This is a genomic window from Paraburkholderia fungorum (assembly GCF_900099835.1).
GTDB lineage: Bacteria > Pseudomonadota > Gammaproteobacteria > Burkholderiales > Burkholderiaceae > Paraburkholderia > Paraburkholderia fungorum_A.
Window position 1 is genome coordinate 262,030 of record NZ_FNKP01000003.1, and the last position, 19,423, is coordinate 281,452.

Annotated in this window: 14 protein-coding genes; 8 read left to right on the top strand and 6 right to left on the bottom strand. The window is 59.5% G+C overall.

Annotated features, from left to right (window positions below):
• Positions 1–57: 57 nt before the first annotated feature.
• Positions 58–1,491, bottom strand: a complete 1,434-nt coding sequence (locus BLS41_RS30545; protein ID WP_074773130.1) for an NAD(P)-binding domain-containing protein — start codon at positions 1,489–1,491, stop codon at positions 58–60.
• Between the two features lie 381 nt (positions 1,492–1,872).
• On the bottom strand, positions 1,873–2,859 hold the full coding sequence (locus BLS41_RS30550) for a LysR substrate-binding domain-containing protein (RefSeq protein WP_074771447.1): 987 nt from the start codon (positions 2,857–2,859) through the stop codon (positions 1,873–1,875).
• A 135-nt stretch (positions 2,860–2,994) separates the two neighbouring features.
• Between BLS41_RS30550 and BLS41_RS30555 the strand changes: the two genes are divergently transcribed.
• A complete protein-coding gene (locus BLS41_RS30555) occupies positions 2,995–5,295 on the top strand; it encodes an NADP-dependent malic enzyme (RefSeq protein ID WP_074771448.1) in 2,301 nt (766 codons plus the stop codon).
• Positions 5,296–5,702: 407 nt separating this feature from the next.
• A complete protein-coding gene (locus tag BLS41_RS30560; protein WP_074773133.1) occupies positions 5,703–6,725 on the top strand; it encodes a DMT family transporter in 1,023 nt (340 codons plus the stop codon).
• Positions 6,726–6,960: 235 nt separating this feature from the next.
• Here the strand turns inward: BLS41_RS30560 and BLS41_RS30565 are convergent, their stop codons facing one another.
• A complete protein-coding gene (locus BLS41_RS30565; RefSeq protein ID WP_074771449.1) occupies positions 6,961–8,271 on the bottom strand; it encodes an MFS transporter in 1,311 nt (436 codons plus the stop codon).
• 778 nt (positions 8,272–9,049) lie between these two features.
• The gene (locus BLS41_RS30570) at positions 9,050–10,081 is read right to left on the bottom strand and encodes a phosphotransferase enzyme family protein (protein WP_074771450.1); all 1,032 of its coding nucleotides are present in this window, start codon (positions 10,079–10,081) and stop codon (positions 9,050–9,052) included.
• A 706-nt stretch (positions 10,082–10,787) separates the two neighbouring features.
• Here BLS41_RS30570 and BLS41_RS30575 point away from each other — a divergent pair.
• The 4 genes from BLS41_RS30575 to BLS41_RS30590 all read left to right on the top strand — a co-directional run bounded on the left by BLS41_RS30575 (position 10,788) and on the right by BLS41_RS30590 (position 15,746).
• Positions 10,788–12,272 carry an OmpA family protein gene (locus BLS41_RS30575; protein ID WP_253189842.1) on the top strand — a complete coding sequence of 495 codons (1,485 nt, stop codon included), beginning with the start codon at positions 10,788–10,790 and terminating at the stop codon, positions 12,270–12,272.
• A gap of 26 nt (positions 12,273–12,298) precedes the next feature.
• On the top strand, positions 12,299–13,861 hold the full coding sequence (locus BLS41_RS30580; RefSeq protein ID WP_074771452.1) for a hypothetical protein: 1,563 nt from the start codon (positions 12,299–12,301) through the stop codon (positions 13,859–13,861).
• A complete protein-coding gene (locus BLS41_RS30585) occupies positions 13,861–14,742 on the top strand; it encodes a hypothetical protein (protein WP_074771453.1) in 882 nt (293 codons plus the stop codon). The genes BLS41_RS30580 and BLS41_RS30585 overlap by 1 nt, the downstream gene beginning before the upstream one ends.
• A 131-nt stretch (positions 14,743–14,873) precedes the next feature.
• The gene (locus BLS41_RS30590; protein WP_253189843.1) at positions 14,874–15,746 is read left to right on the top strand and encodes a CAP domain-containing protein; all 873 of its coding nucleotides are present in this window, start codon (positions 14,874–14,876) and stop codon (positions 15,744–15,746) included.
• A 169-nt stretch (positions 15,747–15,915) separates the two neighbouring features.
• On the opposite strand, the gene BLS41_RS30595 is transcribed toward BLS41_RS30590, so the two are convergent.
• Positions 15,916–16,803: a LysR family transcriptional regulator gene (locus tag BLS41_RS30595; protein WP_253189893.1), complete on the bottom strand. Its 888-nt coding sequence runs from the start codon at positions 16,801–16,803 to the stop codon at positions 15,916–15,918.
• On the opposite strand from BLS41_RS30595, the gene BLS41_RS39755 reads away from it, so the two are divergent.
• Complete coding sequence (locus tag BLS41_RS39755; RefSeq protein ID WP_253189844.1) at positions 16,687–17,445, top strand: nuclear transport factor 2 family protein; 759 nt, start codon at positions 16,687–16,689, stop codon at positions 17,443–17,445. The genes BLS41_RS30595 and BLS41_RS39755 overlap by 117 nt on opposite strands.
• 51 nt (positions 17,446–17,496) lie before the next feature.
• A complete protein-coding gene (locus BLS41_RS30605) occupies positions 17,497–18,603 on the top strand; it encodes an alkene reductase (RefSeq protein WP_074771456.1) in 1,107 nt (368 codons plus the stop codon).
• Positions 18,604–18,649: 46 nt separating this feature from the next.
• Here the strand turns inward: BLS41_RS30605 and BLS41_RS30610 are convergent, their stop codons facing one another.
• Entirely contained in the window at positions 18,650–19,423 is a 774-nt protein-coding gene (locus BLS41_RS30610) for an MBL fold metallo-hydrolase (RefSeq protein ID WP_074771457.1), read from the bottom strand.

The following is a 19,423-nucleotide window of genomic DNA, read 5'->3' on the forward strand; positions in this document are numbered from 1 at the left end:
AAGAGACGGGTATCCGACGACCGTCAATGGCCGTGGATACCTCTCTTATCCTTTGAGTCAGACGTTCGAGGCTTCGCGTTGCCAGATACTCGACGCATACGCCGAATCGTCGAAATCAGCAGGGATGTCTGCTGAAAGTCGCACCGCATGCGAGTCAAGGTCGGCGAGAAAAAGGTCGCGGCTAATGCGCCGGACTACGGCAGGAATATCGCGCTTCATACTCGGCACGTCACCGACTGGCACGCCCGCGCTGACGAATCCGGCCGGATTGTAGACGTGAATATCCTTCAGGAACGGCGCCTGTCCAGTGGACTTTTCCAGGTACTCCAACGCCGCGCCGAGATACGGATGCGCGCCGAGCGCGTCGTCGGCATCGCTCGCGGGAGGCGTGTACTGATCGCGCCACAAGCGAATCTGCGATGCGAACGCCGCGAGTTCCGGTCGCGCCGACGGATCGATGAAATAGCCGGTTCCCGCAATCGCGAAGTCGAATTGAAACGTCTCGCCTGAAACCTGCGCCGTCATGCGCCCTGACGATTCACTCGCGGCTTCCCACTCCGTTCCTGGATGCAGATGGAAGTTCGCGAATCGCGTCGCGCGCTGGATTGCGTCGAGCGGCGCGGTCGAACCAGAGCGCCGGAAGCGCAGCGCCTGGAACCAGCGCAACGCGTCGGGCAGATCGAAGTAGTTGTCGTAAGCACCGGGATAGCCACGCGAACGCGAGACCGGCACCGCCGCCAGCGTCGCGCGCCGCGCAAACAGATGGACCTCCGCCGCGCCCGCTTCGAGCGCGGTAGCCGCGGCATCGAATGCAGAAGCCGCGCCGCCGAGCACGGCAACCGACTTGCCACGCAATGCGTCGAAATCGATGGCGTGCGACGTATGCGCGACAAGCGACGGCGGCAACTGCTGCAAGACGTGCGGCACAAAAGCGCCGCCGTTGCCCGCGACGCCATTGCACAGCAGCACCTTGCGCGCCGATTCGACCCGCGCGACGCCGTTCACATCGAGATGCAAACGAAAGTGCGTGCCGAGCGGCTCAATCTTGAGCAGCCGGGTTCCGTAACGGATCGGGATCTGCAAAAATTCGCGATACCACGCGAGATAGTCTGCCCATTGTTCACGCGGAGCCCGCTCGATCTCGCGATACGCCGCCGCACCAAAACGCGCCTCGTACCACGCCTGAAAACCGAGTCCGGGTAGCCCGCCTTCGGGCCCTACCAGTGACTTCGGCGTGCGCAGCCGGTTCATCCGCGCGCGGGTGAGCCAGACGCCGGCCTGCGACGCATCGTCGGCTGCATCGATCACGCTGACGCGCCCAATGCCCGCGCGACGCAACGCAAAAGCGAACGCACAACCGCTCTGCCCGCCGCCGACAATCAACACGTTGTGGTCGATACCCGGCCGGTCCGGCACCCAGTTCTCGGGCGCGGGTCCGAGCAGTTCGAGCGTGCGGCGGGCTTCGTCATCGGGATGGACAGTCTGTGTCATCAGTCGGGGTTCCTCGTTAGCCGTATCAGGGCGATGCAGATTGCGCCGATGCTGCGCGAAAGTGCAAAGATGCAATGACGCGTCGCGTGCCGCGCTGCCGGAGCACCCGGAGTCGACGCCCGCTTTCAGCGCCAATCGTCCGGTCTGGACAAGCGTTTGAACTCCGCAGCTTACAAAGGCGCGCGCACAAGGCAAACCAACAAATCGATCTTTGGATTCTCAGCCGGAGGAAAAGCCGCGCGATGAAAATCGCCGGTGCGGGTGCGGGTGCGTTGGCGAGACACGCGGAACTGGAGCGGCTGTATCGGGACGTTCGTGCCGGCGCGTTTCATCTGCAGGCCATGCAGCTAGAAATCAGGCCGCCCTATCGCAAGGGCGTCATTACCCCGTCAACCCTTGCCGGGGCACTTCGGCATAGGTCTCGCTGCATATCTCGTGCAGCGCCTCGGCGAACAGACTCCGCGCCGATGAGTTCGCCCCTGCGGAACGCGTGAACAATGCGATGGGCGGCAACGTCCATGTAAATGAGTAAGGCACGATTGCCACTCCGGCAATGCGCACCAGTTCCTCCGCGATATCGGCGGGCACGATCGATACCGCTTCGTCGCTCGACGCAATCATTTCCCCGATCAGCTTGGACGAGTAGCTTTCAATGACCGGAACGGGCGGCGAAATGCCCTCGGCGAGAAACAGGTCGGCCACCTGTTCCCGCATCGGCGTATGCGGTGCGCCGAGAATCCAGTCCAGCGCAACCAGCTTGTTCCAGTCCAGCTTCGTGCGCGCCAGTTTTGCCGCGAGACGCCGGCTCGCGATCATCCGGGGCTGCTGCCGGTACAGCACTTCAAAGGAAATGTGGTTCAGATCGACCGCGGACGACGCTCGCCCGATCACGATATCGACGATGTGATCGTTGAGTTGAAGCAGAAGCTGATCGCTGGTTCCTTCGTGGATCGTCACGGTTACGCGCTGCTTCATCCGCGATTGCAGCCGCTTGAGCGCCGCCGACAGCATCTGCCCGGAGATAAACGGGATCACGCCAATATGCAGGTGAGCCGCATGCCCGGCGGCGACCGCCTCCATTTCGCGGGCGAGGTGGTCGAGATCGTTGACCATCGCCCGCGCCCGCTCGAGCACGACAGCCCCCAGCGCGGTGGGCAGCATGCCGCGCGACGAGCGCTCGAACAGCGGCGTGCCGAACATGCTCTCCAGTTCCGACAGCGCGTTTGTCACGGCGGGCTGGCTACTGGCCATGTGCTCCGCGACACGCGTCAGCGAGCCGTGCTGCTGGATTTGCAGCAACAGCACGAGGTGCCGCATCTTCAGACGCGCGCCAAGCCGCCGGACTACGTCGTTGGACTCGAATGTCATTGGCTAGCCGACCACCCATCACGAAAAAATGATGGGTCGATATTAAAACAGAATCATCTCCTTATGGCAGATCTCTAGAATCGTCTCAACGGATCGCGCCGGGACTGGCCCAGCGCACGCGCTCAGACCGAAAACATGAAACAGACAGAGACACAACAGCAGGCCGCGTTCGACTATCACGAGTTTCCGACCCCCGGAAAGATCTCCGTGGTCGCCAGCAAACCGCTCGTGACCCAGCGCGATCTCGCGTTGGCCTACACGCCCGGCGTGGCCGCCGTGTGCGAGTCCATCGCCGCCGATCCGCTGAAGGCGCACCGTTTCACGAGCCGCGGCAATCTGGTGGGCGTGATCACGAACGGCACAGCCGTGCTCGGCCTCGGCAACATCGGCGCACTGGCATCCAAGCCGGTCATGGAGGGCAAGGCCGTCCTCTTCAAGAAGTTCGCGGGAATCGACGTCTTCGACATCGAGATCAACGAGACCGATCCGGACAAGCTGGTCGACATCATCGCGGGTCTCGAACCCACGTTCGGCGGCATCAATCTCGAGGACATCAAGGCGCCGGAATGCTTCACCGTGGAGCGCAAACTGCGCGAGCGCATGAAGATTCCGGTCTTCCACGACGATCAGCATGGCACCGCCATCACCGTGTCCGCAGCTTTCCTCAACGGGCTGAAGGTCGTCGGCAAGTCGATTTCAGAAGTGAAGGTCGTGACGTCGGGAGCCGGTGCGGCAGCGCTGGCCTGTCTGGACCTGCTGGTCGAACTCGGGCTTCCGCTCGAAAACATCTGGGCGACGGATATCGAAGGTGTCGTGTATCGCGGCCGTACCACGCTGATGGACCCGGCCAAGGAGCGCTTCGCGCAGGAGACGAAGGCCCGCACGCTGGCCGAAGTCATCGGCGGCGCGGACGTATTTCTGGGTCTCTCGGTTGGCGGAATCCTGAGCGCGGAGATGCTCAAGCAAATGGCCGCGCGTCCGCTGATTCTCGCGCTTGCCAACCCCACGCCCGAAATCTTCCCGGAACTCGCGTATGCGACGCGCGACGATGTCGTTATCGCGACGGGCCGCTCCGACTATCCGAACCAGGTCAATAACGTCCTCTGTTTCCCGTACATCTTCCGCGGCGCGCTGGATGTCGGCGCAACGACGATCACCCGTGAAATGGAGATTGCCGCGGTTCACGCGATCGCAGGTCTCGCGGAAGAGGAGCAAAACGAAGTCGTCGCGGCAGCCTATGGCGCATCCGATGTGGCCTTCGGTCCGCAATATCTGATCCCCACGCCGTTCGACCCGCGTCTGATCGCCCGTATTGCGCCGGCCGTGGCGAAGGCGGCGATGGAAAGCGGCGTCGCCACGCGTCCGCTGGCGGATCTGGACGCGTATGTCGAACAGCTGCAGCAATTCGTCTACCACTCCGGCGCATTCATGAAGCCGCTGTTCGCGACCGCACGTCAGGTCGTGCGCGACGGCGGCAATGCGCGGATCGTCTTCACCGAGGGCGAAGACGAGCGCGTGCTTCGCGCCGTGCAGGTGATCGTCGACGAGAAGCTCGCGCGGCCGATCCTGGTCGGACGTCCCGAGGTGCTGCTGGCACGCATCGAGCGATTTGGTTTGCGGCTTCGACTCGGCCAGGATGTCGAAGTGACAAACCCGGAATACGACGAGCGTTTCCCGCAATACTGGACGACGTATTGGGAACTGATGTGCCGCGACGGCATTTCGAAGGAGATGGCGCGGGTCGAGATGCGACGTCGCCTGACGCTGATCGGCGCAATGATGGTGAAGCTCGGCGACGCGGACGGCATGATTTGCGGGACCGTTGGCGCATACCACGATCATTTGCGCTTTGTCGATCAGGTGATCGGCAGGAAGCCGGGGGCATCCACGTACGCGGCCATGAATATTCTGTTGCTCGATCAGCGGACGGTGGCACTGGTGGACACGCACATCAACGACGATCCCAACGCGGAGCAGATTGCGGAATTCACGATTGCCGCCGCTCGTCAGATGGAGTGGCTGAACCTGACGCCGAAGGCCGCCCTGCTGTCGCGTTCGAATTTCGGTTCGGGCAGCGCGGCTTCGGGCGTGAAGATGCGCCGCGCGCTGGAGATCGTCCGGCAGCAGGCTCCCGACATCGAGGCGGACGGCGAGATGCACGGTGACTGCGCGCTCGATGAAGCATTGCGGTTGCGCCTTCTGCCTAACTCGCCGCTTAAGGGGCCTGCCAATCTCCTCGTCTGCCCGAACGTGGATGCGGGCAACATTGCCTACAACCTGCTCAAGACCGAAGCGGGCAGCAATGTCGCGGTCGGACCTTTCCTGCTCGGCGTCAACGCGCCGGTCAACATCCTCACGTCGAGTTCGACGGTGCGGCGGATCGTCAACATGGCGGCGCTGACGGTGATCGAAGCGAATCGCAACGCGTCCGCGTAATCGGGCGGCGAGGTTCGGTGACGGGACAACAGTGATTGAAGGACCGCATACCGGCGATCCCGGCGGCAATGCGATCGCTACCGAAGCCGGCCACGCGATCGTGAAGAAACTTGCATAACGCGCCGCGAGGGGTTGCGCACTTAACCCGGCTTTGCGCCTACTCGGGCGCGGGGCCGGGCCTCTTCCGGGGGGCAACGTTGCCCCTCATCCGCCTGGACAATTCAAAAGCTTGAAACCGGTTCGGCAACCACCGAACCTTTCAATCTATGTTGTATGATGACGTACAAGAAAAATTAGTCAGATAAGTTCTGATTTCCCGTCATCAACCGGTACAACGGCAAAGCAATAACGGCGACCTGCTGCAGTGGCCAGTCCACCCCATGCGCGCCGACAACATCATTCGAGACATGAGCACTTCTATAAAAACGACGGAACCACGCGTTTCCGCACAATTCTTTTCGCAACCCAAATTGCTGATCACGCTGGCGACCTTGTGCTGCGCGCTGTGGGGCAGTTCGTATCCCGCCATCAAGATTGGATATGCGCTGCTGGGCATTACGCCGAATGACATTCCATCGAAACTGATTTTTGCCGGCTACAGGTTCGCAATAGCAGGACTGGCGCTGCTGATACTTGCCGCGTTATCGAAAAAGCCCTTGCTCAATTTAACGCGGAGAAATGCCGGACAGTTGATGCTTTTAGGTTTCACGCAGACCGCCATTCAATATGTTTTCTTCTATATCGGCCTCGCTTACACGACGGGCGTGCGCAGTTCGATATTGAATTCGACGACGACCTTCTTTAGCGTATTACTCGCCCATTTTATTTACCGGAACGACAAGATTTCGCCTCGCAAAGCGGCCGGATGCCTGTTGGGATTCGCGGGCGTCATGGTCGTCAATTTCGGCGATGGTTTATACGACTTTTCATTTACGTTGCGCGGAGAAGGTTTCATCGTGATTGCCGCGTTTGTCCTTTCCGCCGCTTCGATTTACGGCAAGCGCGTTTCGCAACAGATGGACGTGATGGTCATGACCGGCTACCAGTTGGGATTCGGCGGCCTGGTTCTGTTGACAGCCGGTTACGCTGCAGGCGGAACGCTGCGCGAATTCACGCCCGCATCGGCGGCATTGCTGGGATATCTGGCGATTCTCTCTGCCGTCGCGTTCACTTTGTGGAGTTTGCTTCTGAAGTACAACCCCGTCGGCAAAGTGACCATTTTCAATTTCCTCGTGCCCGTGTTTGGCACGGCGCTGTCGGCGATCTGTCTGAACGAGAACATCATGGAGTGGAAGAACCTCGTGGCGCTCGTTCTGGTATGCAGCGGAATTTGGCTGGTCACCCGTTTGCCGCAAGTGCGCTCGCGTCATTCGAATCCGGCGGATACGTTGGCGGGATCGGCTTCTTCGGCATCCCGCCCGGCGAATTGAAAACGATCTGGCTTGGGATGGTGTGACCGCGACGCGCTATCGGATGCTTTGGACATGTAGTTGCACGTCTGCTTCGAGATGCACGTTCGGGCTTGTGATGAACAGTTCGAAGCGGTGGCGCTGATCCACGCGCCTGTCGTTTTTCCGACGCCCTCAAAGATAGCGTCGGATACACACGCGTCATATCGGCGAAGGACCGTTACAAACGACCCTCGCCGAGCCACGCATCTGCACATCAAGTGCGCAGCACACTCTCCACGCGCGGACGCCCGGCATCGCCCTCGCCCTGCTCCACGGATTCGGTCGATGCCTTGTGCAGGTCCATCCCGCTGGTTTCAGGCAGGAAAATAGCCGCACAGAATGCAATCGCGTACGCGCACAGCGCGCACGCGCCCATCGCCGTACCGAGTGGCAAAGACGCGGCAAGGAGGCCCACCGTCGCCGGAACGACGGAGCCGAAGCCGCGTCCACCGCCGAGGCAAAAGCCCTGGCCGCTGGCCCGGATGTTGGTCGGGAACAACTCAGCGAAGGTCGGCAACATGCCCGAAGCCAAAGCAGCCTGAAAGGCGCCCAGAAAGAAACTCAGCGCGATGGTAACGGTGGCCCCGATCGGAGCGAGCAAATAGACGGCGACGTTGGCCGCCTGCAGCACCAGGAAAGTCATGAACGCCGGCCGCCGACCCACGCGGTCCGACATCCATCCGTAGAAGAACGGCCCGACGAGAGAGCCGACGATATTGAACGCGAGATAGCCCGCGCTCGTCGCAACCGACAGGTGCAATGCGGTGCGCAAATAGGTCGGCAGCCAGGTGATCATCACATACGCGCCGCCGTAGATTCCCGTCGCCATGATCACTGCGGCCAACGTGCGACGCAGGTGAGCACGCGCGAAGATCTCCCAGAACGGCGTCGGCGTGACGCCGTTGTCGCGTGCCGCCTTCGCGTCGGCGTAGGCGCCCGACTCCGGCACCAGTCGGCGGATAAACAGAATCAGGCCCGCCGGCAAGATGCCGATCGCGAAAAATACGCGCCAGCCGATCTGCTCGGGGAATAGCGAGGCAATGACCGGCAGTAGCGCAACCGACAGCGCATAGCCGAGTGCATAGCCACTCTGGACAGATGCGGCGACCCGGCCACGCAGCGCAGGCCGGATAACCTCGCTGATGAGCACGCCGCCCACGGCTGCTTCGCCACCGTAACCCAGACCTTGCATCACGCGGATGCCGAACAGCACGGGAAACGAATTGGCGAAAGCTGCGGCGACCGTGAAGACGCCCACCCACAGGATCGTGAACTGCAACACGCGGACGCGTCCGATTCTGTCGGCGAGAATGCCCGCGCCCCATCCTCCGATAGCCACCCCCAGCAGCGCCGCCGTCGCCAGATAACCCACTTGCGGATGAGTCAGTCCGAGCGTCGCAATCAGGGCCGGAATCACTAGCGAGAAGATGGTGGCATCCATCGAATCGAGGCCAAGCCCGGCGAAACACGCCCAGTAGGTGCGCCGCTCGACAGGCGTGAGATCAGAGTACCAACCCAGACGCATTTTTTTCCTCTCAATACGGTGAATATGGTGAAGGTGCAGCTTGATGCTTTGGGGCAGTTTGCCGTTGATCGCGCGAATGGCGTGGGCGAGTACGTGGCGGGATAGCCGGTAAATTCAGCATGGCTTATGCCTGCACATCGAACGGTCTGATGCGCGTCGACCGGAGCTTCTGCTGGAACCCGGCGTCTTGCCGTATGCGCGAAAATGGCCCGGACAAACTGCGTAGAAGAAGATATGTCGAGCCACCGCCTGGTACGCACGTTAGCGAAGCGCGGCCCGGTGAAGAACATCGGGTTAACCACAGGCTATGCAGATCACATCGTGCTTCCGCTCTTTTCCGTCTATGTATCTGGAGCGCTGGAAATTCGCGAGGAGCCCCGGCCGCGACGACTTCGAGTTATTTCTTCAGCAGATGGGAAGCAGTCTTCGCGGCGGTTTGATGCGAGAGTGCTGATAAATAAATTAGATGGGTTGGGTGCCAGATTGCAGTGAGGTGAGCAGAGAGTCAGACATAGGTCGAGCGTGACGCTATGTGCGCAGTTACCTCAGGACGGGTCATCGACCTTTCCAATTGCTTTCAATAAAGTGTGTAATGGCGTCGAACGTTGTAGTGAAAAGATCCGGCTGCTGGTGAAGTCAAATGCCTGAGATCTCCCGGCGTTGTCCTTGGTCTGTTGTCGGAAAACTCAGGGATTGCGACAGCCGAAGTCGGCCCGTGGACGTTCTTTCAAAAATCCCTTTAGCGGCCGTCGGGCGCTGTGGCGTTCGAGTTTAGTTTTCAAAGTGAAGGGGTTTCAAGTGCGCTCCACTGCTCAAGCTTGTCCGCCTGTTTTTGCAGCCATATTCGCGGAAGCACGGCGGAGCCCCATTCATCGCTACGGCTCGCATACTCGCCCAGAAACCAGAAATGTCGCGCGGAAACGAATAGCGCTATCGCCGCATAATCACTCGTAGAGAGGGGCGACACCTCTCGATAGCCATCGACGAAGTACTTCCATCGTTCACTCTGCCCGGTGCTTAGATCCTGTTCCGTATTGCTCAACAAGATTGCCCATAGGTAGACCGCGAGATCGTATGCAAGATAGCCTGGGCCGCCGTCATCGAAGTCAAAAAACGAACCAACGCGGCGACCGTCCGAAGAACTCGTCATGAACGTGTTTCCACCGTGGCAGTCGCCATGGCAAAAGACCGTTGTCAGTTGCGTCGTTGCTTCGATTTTTGCGATCAGATTCGAGGCTATTTCTTTCAGGCGTTCCGAAAGACCCTCGTCCATCGATGCATGATTCAATAGCCGCTGTAACGGTCGATGGACAAGATGCTGTAAATCCAGAACGTAACGACTCGCCGGCCCGCTATAACTTCGCGCCAATCGATGCAGAGTAGCAAGGCTGGCCGCCATCGTCTTCGTGTCCTGTAAGTCCGTACCGGGAGGATCCCCAGCCAGGAACTCAAATACGACGAGCGAACGGTTGCCTTCTGCTACGTCGGCTTCGATACTCAGCGCGCCCGCGTGGGTAGCAAGCGGTGCAGCCACATCGCCACCTGCTGCCTTCAAATGGCAAAGCAGTGAGGTTTCGTAAGCGACGTTTGACTCCCCTCTCGCTCGACGTGAACTGAGGCGAGCTATCTTGCTGCTGCCATCGGAAAAGCGAAGAAGATAGACATCGTTGAATCCTCTTCTCAGCAAGCTACATTCGAACGGTGAGTCAAACGGATAGGCCGAAGCGATGAAATCGCGGAGGTCGCTTCCGTCGATTGTTGAATACACAGCGCGAAGTGGCTTTGAGGAGACAAACTTGCTATCTGCCATGGATACGCTCCCGAACGGGTGTGATCGACTATTGTGCTGGCGTTTTCTTTCAACGAGCAATCATCGAACGCCGCCCCGATTGCAGGCGTCAGAGCAACGATCGTCAGCATCTTCATCACCCTGCACGCTTAAATTGGAAGGGGCCTCTCCCATCCGGCACTCAGGCGTTTCGTGGGAAAGAGAACTTTACGTTATTCGTTCTCTTTCACCATAAAACGAATGATTTTAACGTTTCACAATGCACTCTAATGCAGTTTTAGCCAAATCTGTCCGTCCACATGCATCAATCGAAAATCGACAAAGATGAATATCAGAAACGCATGAATCACCCCCAGCACAACTCAGATCAAACAATCTCGACTACTTTAGGCCGCCATTTCACTAAAGACGCACATATTCTTGCCGTTAACCCGATCTCGCCTGCTGCAAACCGACGCTCCGGTATTCAGCAAGTTGTTCGGTCAAGCAGACAAGCTGGCCGTCGAATCCAATAAGGACTTGAATGACGATTCGCAGCCCAATCGTACTGGGGGTAGCACTTTGTGTATCTGGTTGCGCCATTAATCCCCAAACCGGTCAACCCGAAATCGCCGCGCCTGTTAAGACCCAATTCAATAGCGTTTTTAATAATGCCGACCCCTGCTCTAACAATGATCGCAATATCGGCATTGCCGTTGGCGTAGTCGCCGGAGGGGTAATTGGCTATTTGGCCCATGGCGCAAAAGGCGCTGCTGCCGGTGCGGTGCTGGGAGCGGGTGGCGGCTTCCTGGTCGGTCACGTGCTGGACTCGCGTCGCTGCAATCTCTACAGGATTGCACAGGCTAACGGATTGAAGCTGGAGTCTGCGCCCATCACGCAAGAGCAACCTTCGGGGGCGAGCACGGCGGACAAACAAACGACCGTTGGACTCGATGTCCAACTCGAGAACAAATCGGACGAGTTTGTTTCGGGTACGGCGGAACTGACACCGCAGGCCCGCAAGTACCTGGCGCAGATCGCGAACGAGTACGCGCCGAAAACGCTGCTGGCTGGTCTTCCGTCGAACGCTACAGCAGAGCAGCGCGCGCAGGCGGGCGCACGTAAAGTTTTGATCGTCGGCCACACCGATGAAAGCGACGCGTCACTCGGTGCCGATCCTGCCACGCTCTCGCAGCAGCGCGCAAAAGCCGTAGCCAGGATATTCGTCGATGAAGGCGTTCCCGTGCAGAATATTTTTTATCAGGGCGCGGGAGACGCTTTGCCGATTGCATCCAATGCAACGGTTCAGGGCCGCGAGGAAAACCAGCGAGTCCAGATCGTCGACGTTCCCACGGAAGCGGATCTGCAACGGTTCCTGTCGGAGCGCAGAGCCGACCCGGCGAACTACCGGTTTGCCAGTGAAATCGCTACTCCGGCCGATCGCGCTAACTCGAACATAAACAAAGACCCGGCCCAGGTCGCAGCGAAAGATACATCAGCAGCACCGACGGCACACGCGACGAAGCCCAGGACACGTCCGGCGCCGGCGACGGACACCACCGACAAAACCGCGAACGCGAGTGGCAGCAAGAGCGACTCTGGCGCAAACACGGCGAGCGCCGGACCGAACGCGTCCGCTCCGGCCCGGACCACCGCAACAGCCAACGCTCCTGGCTTCGGGTACAACTTCGGCGGCACGCCGACGACAGGCTCGGGCATTCCTGTGCGGCTGGGTTCTGCGCCGGCCAAATCGTCGTTCAGCCTGGTCAGCAACGCGAACGCGGGCGCGCCCATGACTCTCAACTCGTGCCTGGGCGACCGCCCGCACAACGCGTCGGCAGTGCGCAACCTCGCGACCGACCAGGCATTGAACGTACGCGACTATCTGCCGGGATTCTATGGCGCACCGTGGGCAGCGGGATTGGGCGGCAATCTCGTCGCGTTGCTCAACGTACGCGTGCCGAGTGATGCAGGCAGCCCGGTTCCGCAGCCCGAGTTGAAGATCTACAAGGACTATGCGGGCAATGCAAAGCAGAAGCCGTCCTACTCCGCGCACGTGCCGGTCAATGTGTATCGCGGAAGCGATGCCACGCTTTATCGCGTGTTTGTCGGCGGACCGATGCAGTGCATGGACCTCGTCGTGCCGACCAGCACGCCTCGTGCGACAGGCAACGTCTACTACACCAACCGCTCGGTCGACTACACCGCATCCGGCGATTTCGCGCTCCACTAATCTAATTAATAATCCGAGGGTCAATCGTGCTTACCGATTTCATTCATGCCTTTGTCGCCACCATTGTGTGGTCGTTGCCGCTTCTGATTGCGGCTGTCCTGACGCTTTTCTTCGTATGGAAGCGTTACACCGACGACCTCTGGTGGGCTGATTTCTGGGTCTGCGTTCCGCTAGTCGGCAAGATGGGGCGCTGGAAAAAGCAGACGCACGGAATCGAGAACCCGTCCATGTGGAAAGAAGCGGGTCTGCCGCCACCAGAAGAATCCCTGTGCTCGACGTACATCGACAAGTTGCCCAAGGTCGACCGCGATGTATTCACGAACGCCAGCGAATATCTGAAGGTCACCCACCAGAACGGACGCTCGCTGATCTCTCCCGTCATGTTCATCGCGCTCATTCTGCTCACGATTGCAGAAGCTGCGGGAACGGGGATGCTGATCGCACCGTTCGTTGCAAGCGAAATCACGGGTAACCAGATGGTGTGGATCGGCTACGTCATCGCGACTGTGATGGCCGTCGGTCTGCTCGGCCTGACCCACGCGGCAGGCGCTGCAATGTACAAACGATCGGCGATCAGTAAAGCGCTCGGCTCGGTGAATGCCACGGTCGAGGGCTATACAGGTCACAAGATCAGTAGCGGCGACGATCAGCAGCAAGACAAGGACGCATCGCCCAAGGTGCGCTTCGGAAGCCGTGTGCTGGAAGGCGCGCATGACCGCGGCAGCCTCGTTGTGCCGGTCGTCGCGGTGTCGCTGCTGGCGGTTCTGCTGATCGGTATTACGTGGATGCGGATCAAGGGTCTGCAGATCGAGATGACCAACCATGTTGCCGACCACGGACAACTGGCGGGCGGTGGCAGCAACCCATTCCCTGCAGTGCCGGGACTCGACGCGTCGACGCCCATGCCTACCGATGTCGCCGATGCGTCGCACGCCGCACAGCAGAATGTCGATCATGAACTGAATAGCGAAATGTTCAGTCAGGGCATCGCTGGTGCAATCGTTCTCGCGATTATTTACGTCATCACCCAGGCACTGGGGTTTTTCCAGGCGTTCGGCAGTTCCTTTATCGGCGACGGCAAAAACGCCTATCGCCAGACACTCGGCCATACGAGCTTTCAAAGCTACTTCGCGCGACACATCAAGCCCGCGCTCGATCGCGGCAACATGCGCCTAACTGAACTGCGCGCCCATCTCGGACGTGAAGTGCCGAAATACCGCGAAAACGTCTCGAACATAAGCTGCCTGGATTACTACAATCGCAAGCTCGCGGAGGAAATGCGGCAGCCGGTGATCACCGAGCAAGCGCCGGCTTCCACACGCAGCGCCGGGCAGGTCAATACGCCGCCATCTGAACATCTTGCGCAGAGTGCGGAGACGCTCCCCCTCTTCAACGACTACGCGCGTATTGCTGAACGGATCGTCGACGAACCCGAGCAGGAACGCCGCAAGGTGATTCTCGAAATTGCCGCGGAAGGTTCGGTCGAGCGACGCAATTCGATTCTCACTGCTGTACAGGCGCTGAAGGCGCGGCGCAAGCAGGCAGCCGAGCAGGCGCGTATGGAAGACGACATTCTCGGAGATCTCTAATGCGCCGCCCTGTTCGCGCATTGCGCGCATTGCGTGATTTCGCATTCGGCAGCTGCCTTGCGCTGGCTGCGGCCCTTCCCGCACAAGCGGGGCTCACGAACGACGTGCCCAGTTGCTACGCCGCGAACCGCATCGACGCGCCGCCTGTTGCTTATGATCAACTGATTTACGTGCTCATCGATCAGACAGTGTCGCTCGATCCGACATTGCAGAGGTCTGTCCTCGATAACGTCCAGTCGATGATGATGCCCGGTACCAAGTTCGTCATCGCAGAGTTCTCCGCGTTTTCACAGGGACATTATCTGAATGTCCTGCATACGGGTGTCGTCGAGCGCCCGATTCCTGCAAGCGAGGAAGGCAACGTCGTCATGAGCCGGCTTCGGGACTTTCGCACCTGCATGCAGCAGCAGCTCGTCTACGGCCAGAAACTCGCGCTTGCGACCACGGCGCAGGTGCTGAAATCGGGAACATCGAATCTCGATCAGTCGGACATCATGATGGCGTTGAAGACCGTGGCGCCTGCTGTCGCCCAGGATAAAGCCGCCCACAAGCTGGTTTTCGTCGTGACGGACGGACTGGAGAACTCCAGCGTGACGAGTTTTTATGCGCGCAATGCCGTCCGTCATATCGACCCCGCCGCCGAACTGAAAAAGGCACACGACAACAATCTCTTCGGCGACTTCGGCTCGGCGCGCGTCTATGTACTCGGCGCCGGTGTGATGCAGGCTGCCGCCGATGGATCGGCTGCCCAGCGCAACGGCTATCGCGATCCGAAGACCCTGATGGATCTGAAGCAGTTCTGGGACGGCTATTTTTCCCGTTCGAACGCTCAACTCGTCGAGTTTGGCGAACCCGCGCTGCTCAAGCCTTTGTCCTGGTAAAGAGCGGCGCTCGATACATGACGGATAAAACAACAGTTGGTGCGTGCATCGTCGCGGTCAGTCTGCTCGCAGGATGTGCAACGAAAGTCGCAGTGGTTCAACAGTCGGACCTGCATTACGACGGACCGCCCGTGCGCTTGCACCACGCGCCGGGGCCTTCGCCTACGATCGTCGTCGGCACGGCAACCGCACTCGACTATGTGAACGCTCGTCGTCAGGAAGCCGGCTTGCCACTCATCGCGGCCGATGATGACATTGCTGCTGCGGCGGCGGATCACGCGCGGTATCTGGATCTGAATCGCGTCGGAACCCACGAAGAAACCGAAGGAAAGCCGGGCTTTACAGGCATCGATGTCATCACACGCGTCAGGCTCCACGCGCCCGCCTATGGCGCGAGCGAGGTGCTTGCCGTGTTCGGCGGTCCACGTCCTGTCGACAGACCTATTGAGGATATTTTTGCGTCCCCGTATCACCGGGGTGCAATCCTGTTCGATTGGGCACGCGCGGGCGAAGCGTCGGTTGTCGGGTTCAGTTCCGTAACGGTGGTTGACTTCGCAGACATCGCGCCCGCGCTCACGGATACCGAATTGGTCGCCTGGCCATACGATGGTCAACGGGATGTGCCCACGACATGGGTGAACAACGAGCAACCCGATCCAATGGGTGCAGACGGTCGCTATCGAGGACAGGCATTGGGCTATCCAATTACCCTGTCGGGCGGGCCCAGCGCGCACATTGAATTGTTAAGCGTCGAATTGCGGAATCAGCGTGGGAAAAAAGTGCCGTGCAGAATTGCGCCGCTCACCGCTGCCGATACTGCGCGCAACACCGCGGTTTGTACGCCGTATGAGCCGCTTCGCACGGGTACGCGTTATACCGTTCACGCGCTTGGGCACGTCACGCAATTGGGTAAGGTCGCGCCTTTTGATATTGCGTGGGCGTTTACTACGCAAGATGAGGCAAGACGGGCAGCTCCGGTCGTCGCGCAAAACCGGAGTCAATGAGGTGGCGGATGTGGGATCGGCGGATGTGTGTTTTTGATCGTGAGCCGCCGTCCCACATTCGCTGATTGAATGGCCGTTTGCCGGGGGACAACAGTCGTCGCGGCGATTGACCGGTCGACGCGGATCCGACTTCCGTCAATGGCACATAGCCGCCCGAGCGCAAAAAAAATCAGGCCGGACCGCACGCGAAAACCTCTGGGCGCCCTTCCGCCAATGCCAGCAAAGCGTCGCTGACGACACGCACCTTTGGTTGGACATAGCGAGTTCGAGGCCAGATAACGTGGATGGGCATTCTCACCCCCGAGAACTCATCCAGAACCGTCACCAGATCGCCCGACTTCAAATGCTCATGCACCAGCCAGGTCGGCAACTGGGACAAGCCGCAGCCCTCAAGGACACCTCGCACCATCATCTCTCCGTCGCCCAGTTCGTGACGAACGTGAATTTCCTGCTCGTCGACCGAGCCGTCCGGGCCGGAGAGTAACCAGGTAGCACGTATGCCCCTGCGCCATCCAATGATGCAGTCATGCTCAAGCAGGGCCGCCTTGCCGGCCACCTGACCGCGCTTTCGCAAATAGTCAGGCGAGGCGCAAATGACCAGATGCTGTTCACCGAGCGGTCGGGCAACGAGTTCTGGATCATCCTTCAGATCGCCGATACGTACCGCAAGATCAATACCTTCGCTAATCATGTCGACCGTGCGGTCACCAAAAGTAATCGTCAGGTCTAGTTGCGGGTACTGTCTCGCCAGCGCTATCAACGCCGGTGCGATATGCGTGCGCCCGAACGCGCCGGGCAATTCGATTCGTAGTTGCCCCCGCGGCTCAGGTTGTCCCGTGGAGAGGCAATCCTCGGTGTCGTCCAGATCCCCGATCACACGTAAGCAACTGGTCAGATAGATCTCTCCTTCGCTGGTCAAGGAGAGCCGGCGCGTAGTTCGATGAAGAAGCTTTACACCGAGACGACGCTCGAGCCGGGACACTCCCTTGCCGACCGCGGAACTGGTGACACCGAGTTGCAATGCCGCAGCCGTAAAGCTTTGAAGCTGCGCCGCCAGTACGAATTCGGTAATTCCATCGAATCGCTGATAAGCCATAAGTATCCCGAGAAATGCTTTACTTTATCCTGGCAGGATAAAGTGAATGGATTTTTGAGGGATTTATCGAGTAAATGCGCGGGGTTAAGCTGGCAACACCTATTTCCGACCGAGGAATCTGTGTCTACCGACATCTCGAAGTTACTCGCGATTGAAGCCATCAAGAACGTCCGCAAGCGCTATTGCCACTACCTGGATGCGAACCGGATGGATGCGCTTGCCCAGCTATTCACCACGGACGCGATCTGCGAAGTCGATCGCGGCGTGTGGCGTGGACGGGATGCGATCCGTGAGGGGCTCTCCCAAGCCTTCGCAGCTTTCGATACTCAAAGCCGTGGGCGCTACCCATTTCTGCATGCGATCACCAACCAATGGATCGAACTCCTTGACGAGGATCGCGCTGAGGGACGTTGCTACCTGATCGACCTGGTGACGACACGGCCTGCATCAGAAAGTCCGTTTCTGTTGCTTGGCCTTTACGCCGACGAATATCGACTCGTCGACGATCATTGGCTTATCAGCCGTACCCGCCTCGACGCCGTCTGGCCGGAGTCCAACGGCGGTGGCGGCGACCCGGGAAACGGTCTGATCCTGCCCAGTTAAGTACCCTGGTCGCACCCGCATTCTTCAACTCTTTTTCAGACTTCAACGAACATGTTATTTGAACCCTATGATCTGGCCGGTACGCCGCTTTCGAATCGCGTAGTCATGGCTCCCATGACGCGCGCGCGAGCACTCAATGACATCCCCGATGAGCACACTGTTCTCTACTATTCGCAAAGGGCGACTGCGGGCCTGATTGTCAGTGAGGGTGTGCCCATTTCGCGCGAAGGCTGCGGATATCTGTTCAATCCGGGGCTTTATATGGATGAACAGACCGACGCCTGGCGTCAAGTCACAGATGCAGTGCACGCAAAAGGCGGGAAAATTTTCGCCCAATTGTGGCACGTAGGACGTATGTCGCACGTATCCATCCAGCCCGACGGATTAGCACCCGTGTCCTCGGTTTCGCAACTGGCCGAGAAGTCGAACGCTTTTGCGTGGATCGCACCTGGTCAAGCTGGGCCCATTCAGGCAAGTCATCCTAGAGCGTTAAGCGAAAAGGAAGTTAAGCGAATCACCGTCGACTTTGTACAGGCCGCGCGCAGGGCAATTGATGCCGGTTTCGATGGCGTCGAACTGCATGGTGCAAACGGCTACCTGTTCGAACAGTTTCTGAATGGGGCGCTGAACACGCGTACCGATATCTACGGGGGGTCTATCGAGAACCGCCTGCGGTTTATGCGGGAAACGCTCGATGCGCTCGCCTATGAAATCGGCAATACGCGGGTTGCTGTGCGGCTATCACCCTTTGGCCGCCTGTTCGACATGCGGCCTTACGAGGATGAAGCACAAACGTGGCTGTACGCGGCTGATGTGCTGAATGAAATGCGTCTCTCCTATGTCCATTTGAGCGATCAGTTGACCATCGGCGCGGAGTCGATCCCTGATGGCTTCGCTGCCCGATTCCGCGAGGCGTATCAGGGCACGTTGATGGCGGCAGGTGGGTTCACCCGCGCCACCGCCGAGGCGGCCCTCGCTCGCGGCGAACTCGACCTGATCGCGTTCGGACGGCCGTTCATTTCGAACCCGGATCTGGTCGAGCGGATGAAGCACGACTGGCCCATTGCTGACGCGGATCGTGCCACCTTATACGGTGTGAATGGCACGGTTGCCAACGGTTACACTGACTATCCGTTTTACCCGTCCCAAGTCGAGTGACCGGATTCCAACAGCCAGATCACCCAACCGCCGAGCCAGCCAGCGATCAGGTGCGTTTGGCCAGATAGGCATCGACCAACTCGATCAGTCTTTCGCGCCCGAAGCTCCCATCGTGCCCAGCGTGAACCACTTGCACGGGTAGTTCACGCAAGCGCTTCATCGTTCGCACATAAGTCGGAATATCGGCGCCGCCTATCTCGTCCAGTAGCGGGCCATCGTAGATCGCATCGCCGGAGAACAGAGTGCCGGAAGCCGCTTCCCACAGGCCAATGCTGCCCGGTGAATGGCCGGGCAGATGCAGGACTTCAAAACTCCGGTTACCGAGATCGACGACGTTCCCTTCCTTGACGATTTCCGTCACCGTCGCGGCCCGCACGCGATAGTCAGACATCGAGTAATCAGCGTCGGGAAGCGCCGTAATCAGATCACCGTCGATCGAATACCCTGCTTCGCGATACCGGCGAATTGCCTTGTCGCCCAACACCGATGCCAGGAGGGTGCCACGCTCGCGCGGCGAGCGCAGGTTATCTGCCTCCAACTCGTGAACCAGTGTGTGTTCGAACTCGTAATGTCCGCCGACGTGATCCGAGTGCGTGTGCGTCGCAACGGCGGTGACGTCCTTCTGCAACAGGTGCCTGGCCGCATCGCGCAGGCTGCCGATACCCATCCCCGTGTCGATCATCAGGTCTCGGTCGCGGCCGCGCACATGCCAGATATTGCAGCGCATCAGCGGCACGACGTGGGGTTCCCAAAGCAGGGTGATGTCATCGCTGACGCGTTGGAGTTCAAACCACCGCTGGGCAATTGGTAACGTGGTCAT

What these genes read in the sequence shown, in the direction of transcription:
- BLS41_RS30545 (WP_074773130.1), bottom strand. Translation starts at nt 1,491, where the DNA reads ATGACACAGACTGTCCATCCCGATGACGAAGCCCGCCGCACGCTCGAA.
- BLS41_RS30550 (WP_074771447.1), bottom strand. Translation starts at nt 2,859, where the DNA reads ATGACATTCGAGTCCAACGACGTAGTCCGGCGGCTTGGCGCGCGTCTG.
- BLS41_RS30555 (WP_074771448.1), top strand. Translation starts at nt 2,995, where the DNA reads ATGAAACAGACAGAGACACAACAGCAGGCCGCGTTCGACTATCACGAG.
- BLS41_RS30560 (WP_074773133.1), top strand. Translation starts at nt 5,703, where the DNA reads ATGAGCACTTCTATAAAAACGACGGAACCACGCGTTTCCGCACAATTC.
- BLS41_RS30565 (WP_074771449.1), bottom strand. Translation starts at nt 8,271, where the DNA reads ATGCGTCTGGGTTGGTACTCTGATCTCACGCCTGTCGAGCGGCGCACC.
- BLS41_RS30570 (WP_074771450.1), bottom strand. Translation starts at nt 10,081, where the DNA reads ATGGCAGATAGCAAGTTTGTCTCCTCAAAGCCACTTCGCGCTGTGTAT.
- BLS41_RS30585 (WP_074771453.1), top strand. Translation starts at nt 13,861, where the DNA reads ATGCGCCGCCCTGTTCGCGCATTGCGCGCATTGCGTGATTTCGCATTC.
- BLS41_RS39755 (WP_253189844.1), top strand. Translation starts at nt 16,687, where the DNA reads ATGAAGAAGCTTTACACCGAGACGACGCTCGAGCCGGGACACTCCCTT.
- BLS41_RS30605 (WP_074771456.1), top strand. Translation starts at nt 17,497, where the DNA reads ATGTTATTTGAACCCTATGATCTGGCCGGTACGCCGCTTTCGAATCGC.
- BLS41_RS30610 (WP_074771457.1), bottom strand. Translation starts at nt 19,423, where the DNA reads ATGACCACGTTACCAATTGCCCAGCGGTGGTTTGAACTCCAACGCGTC.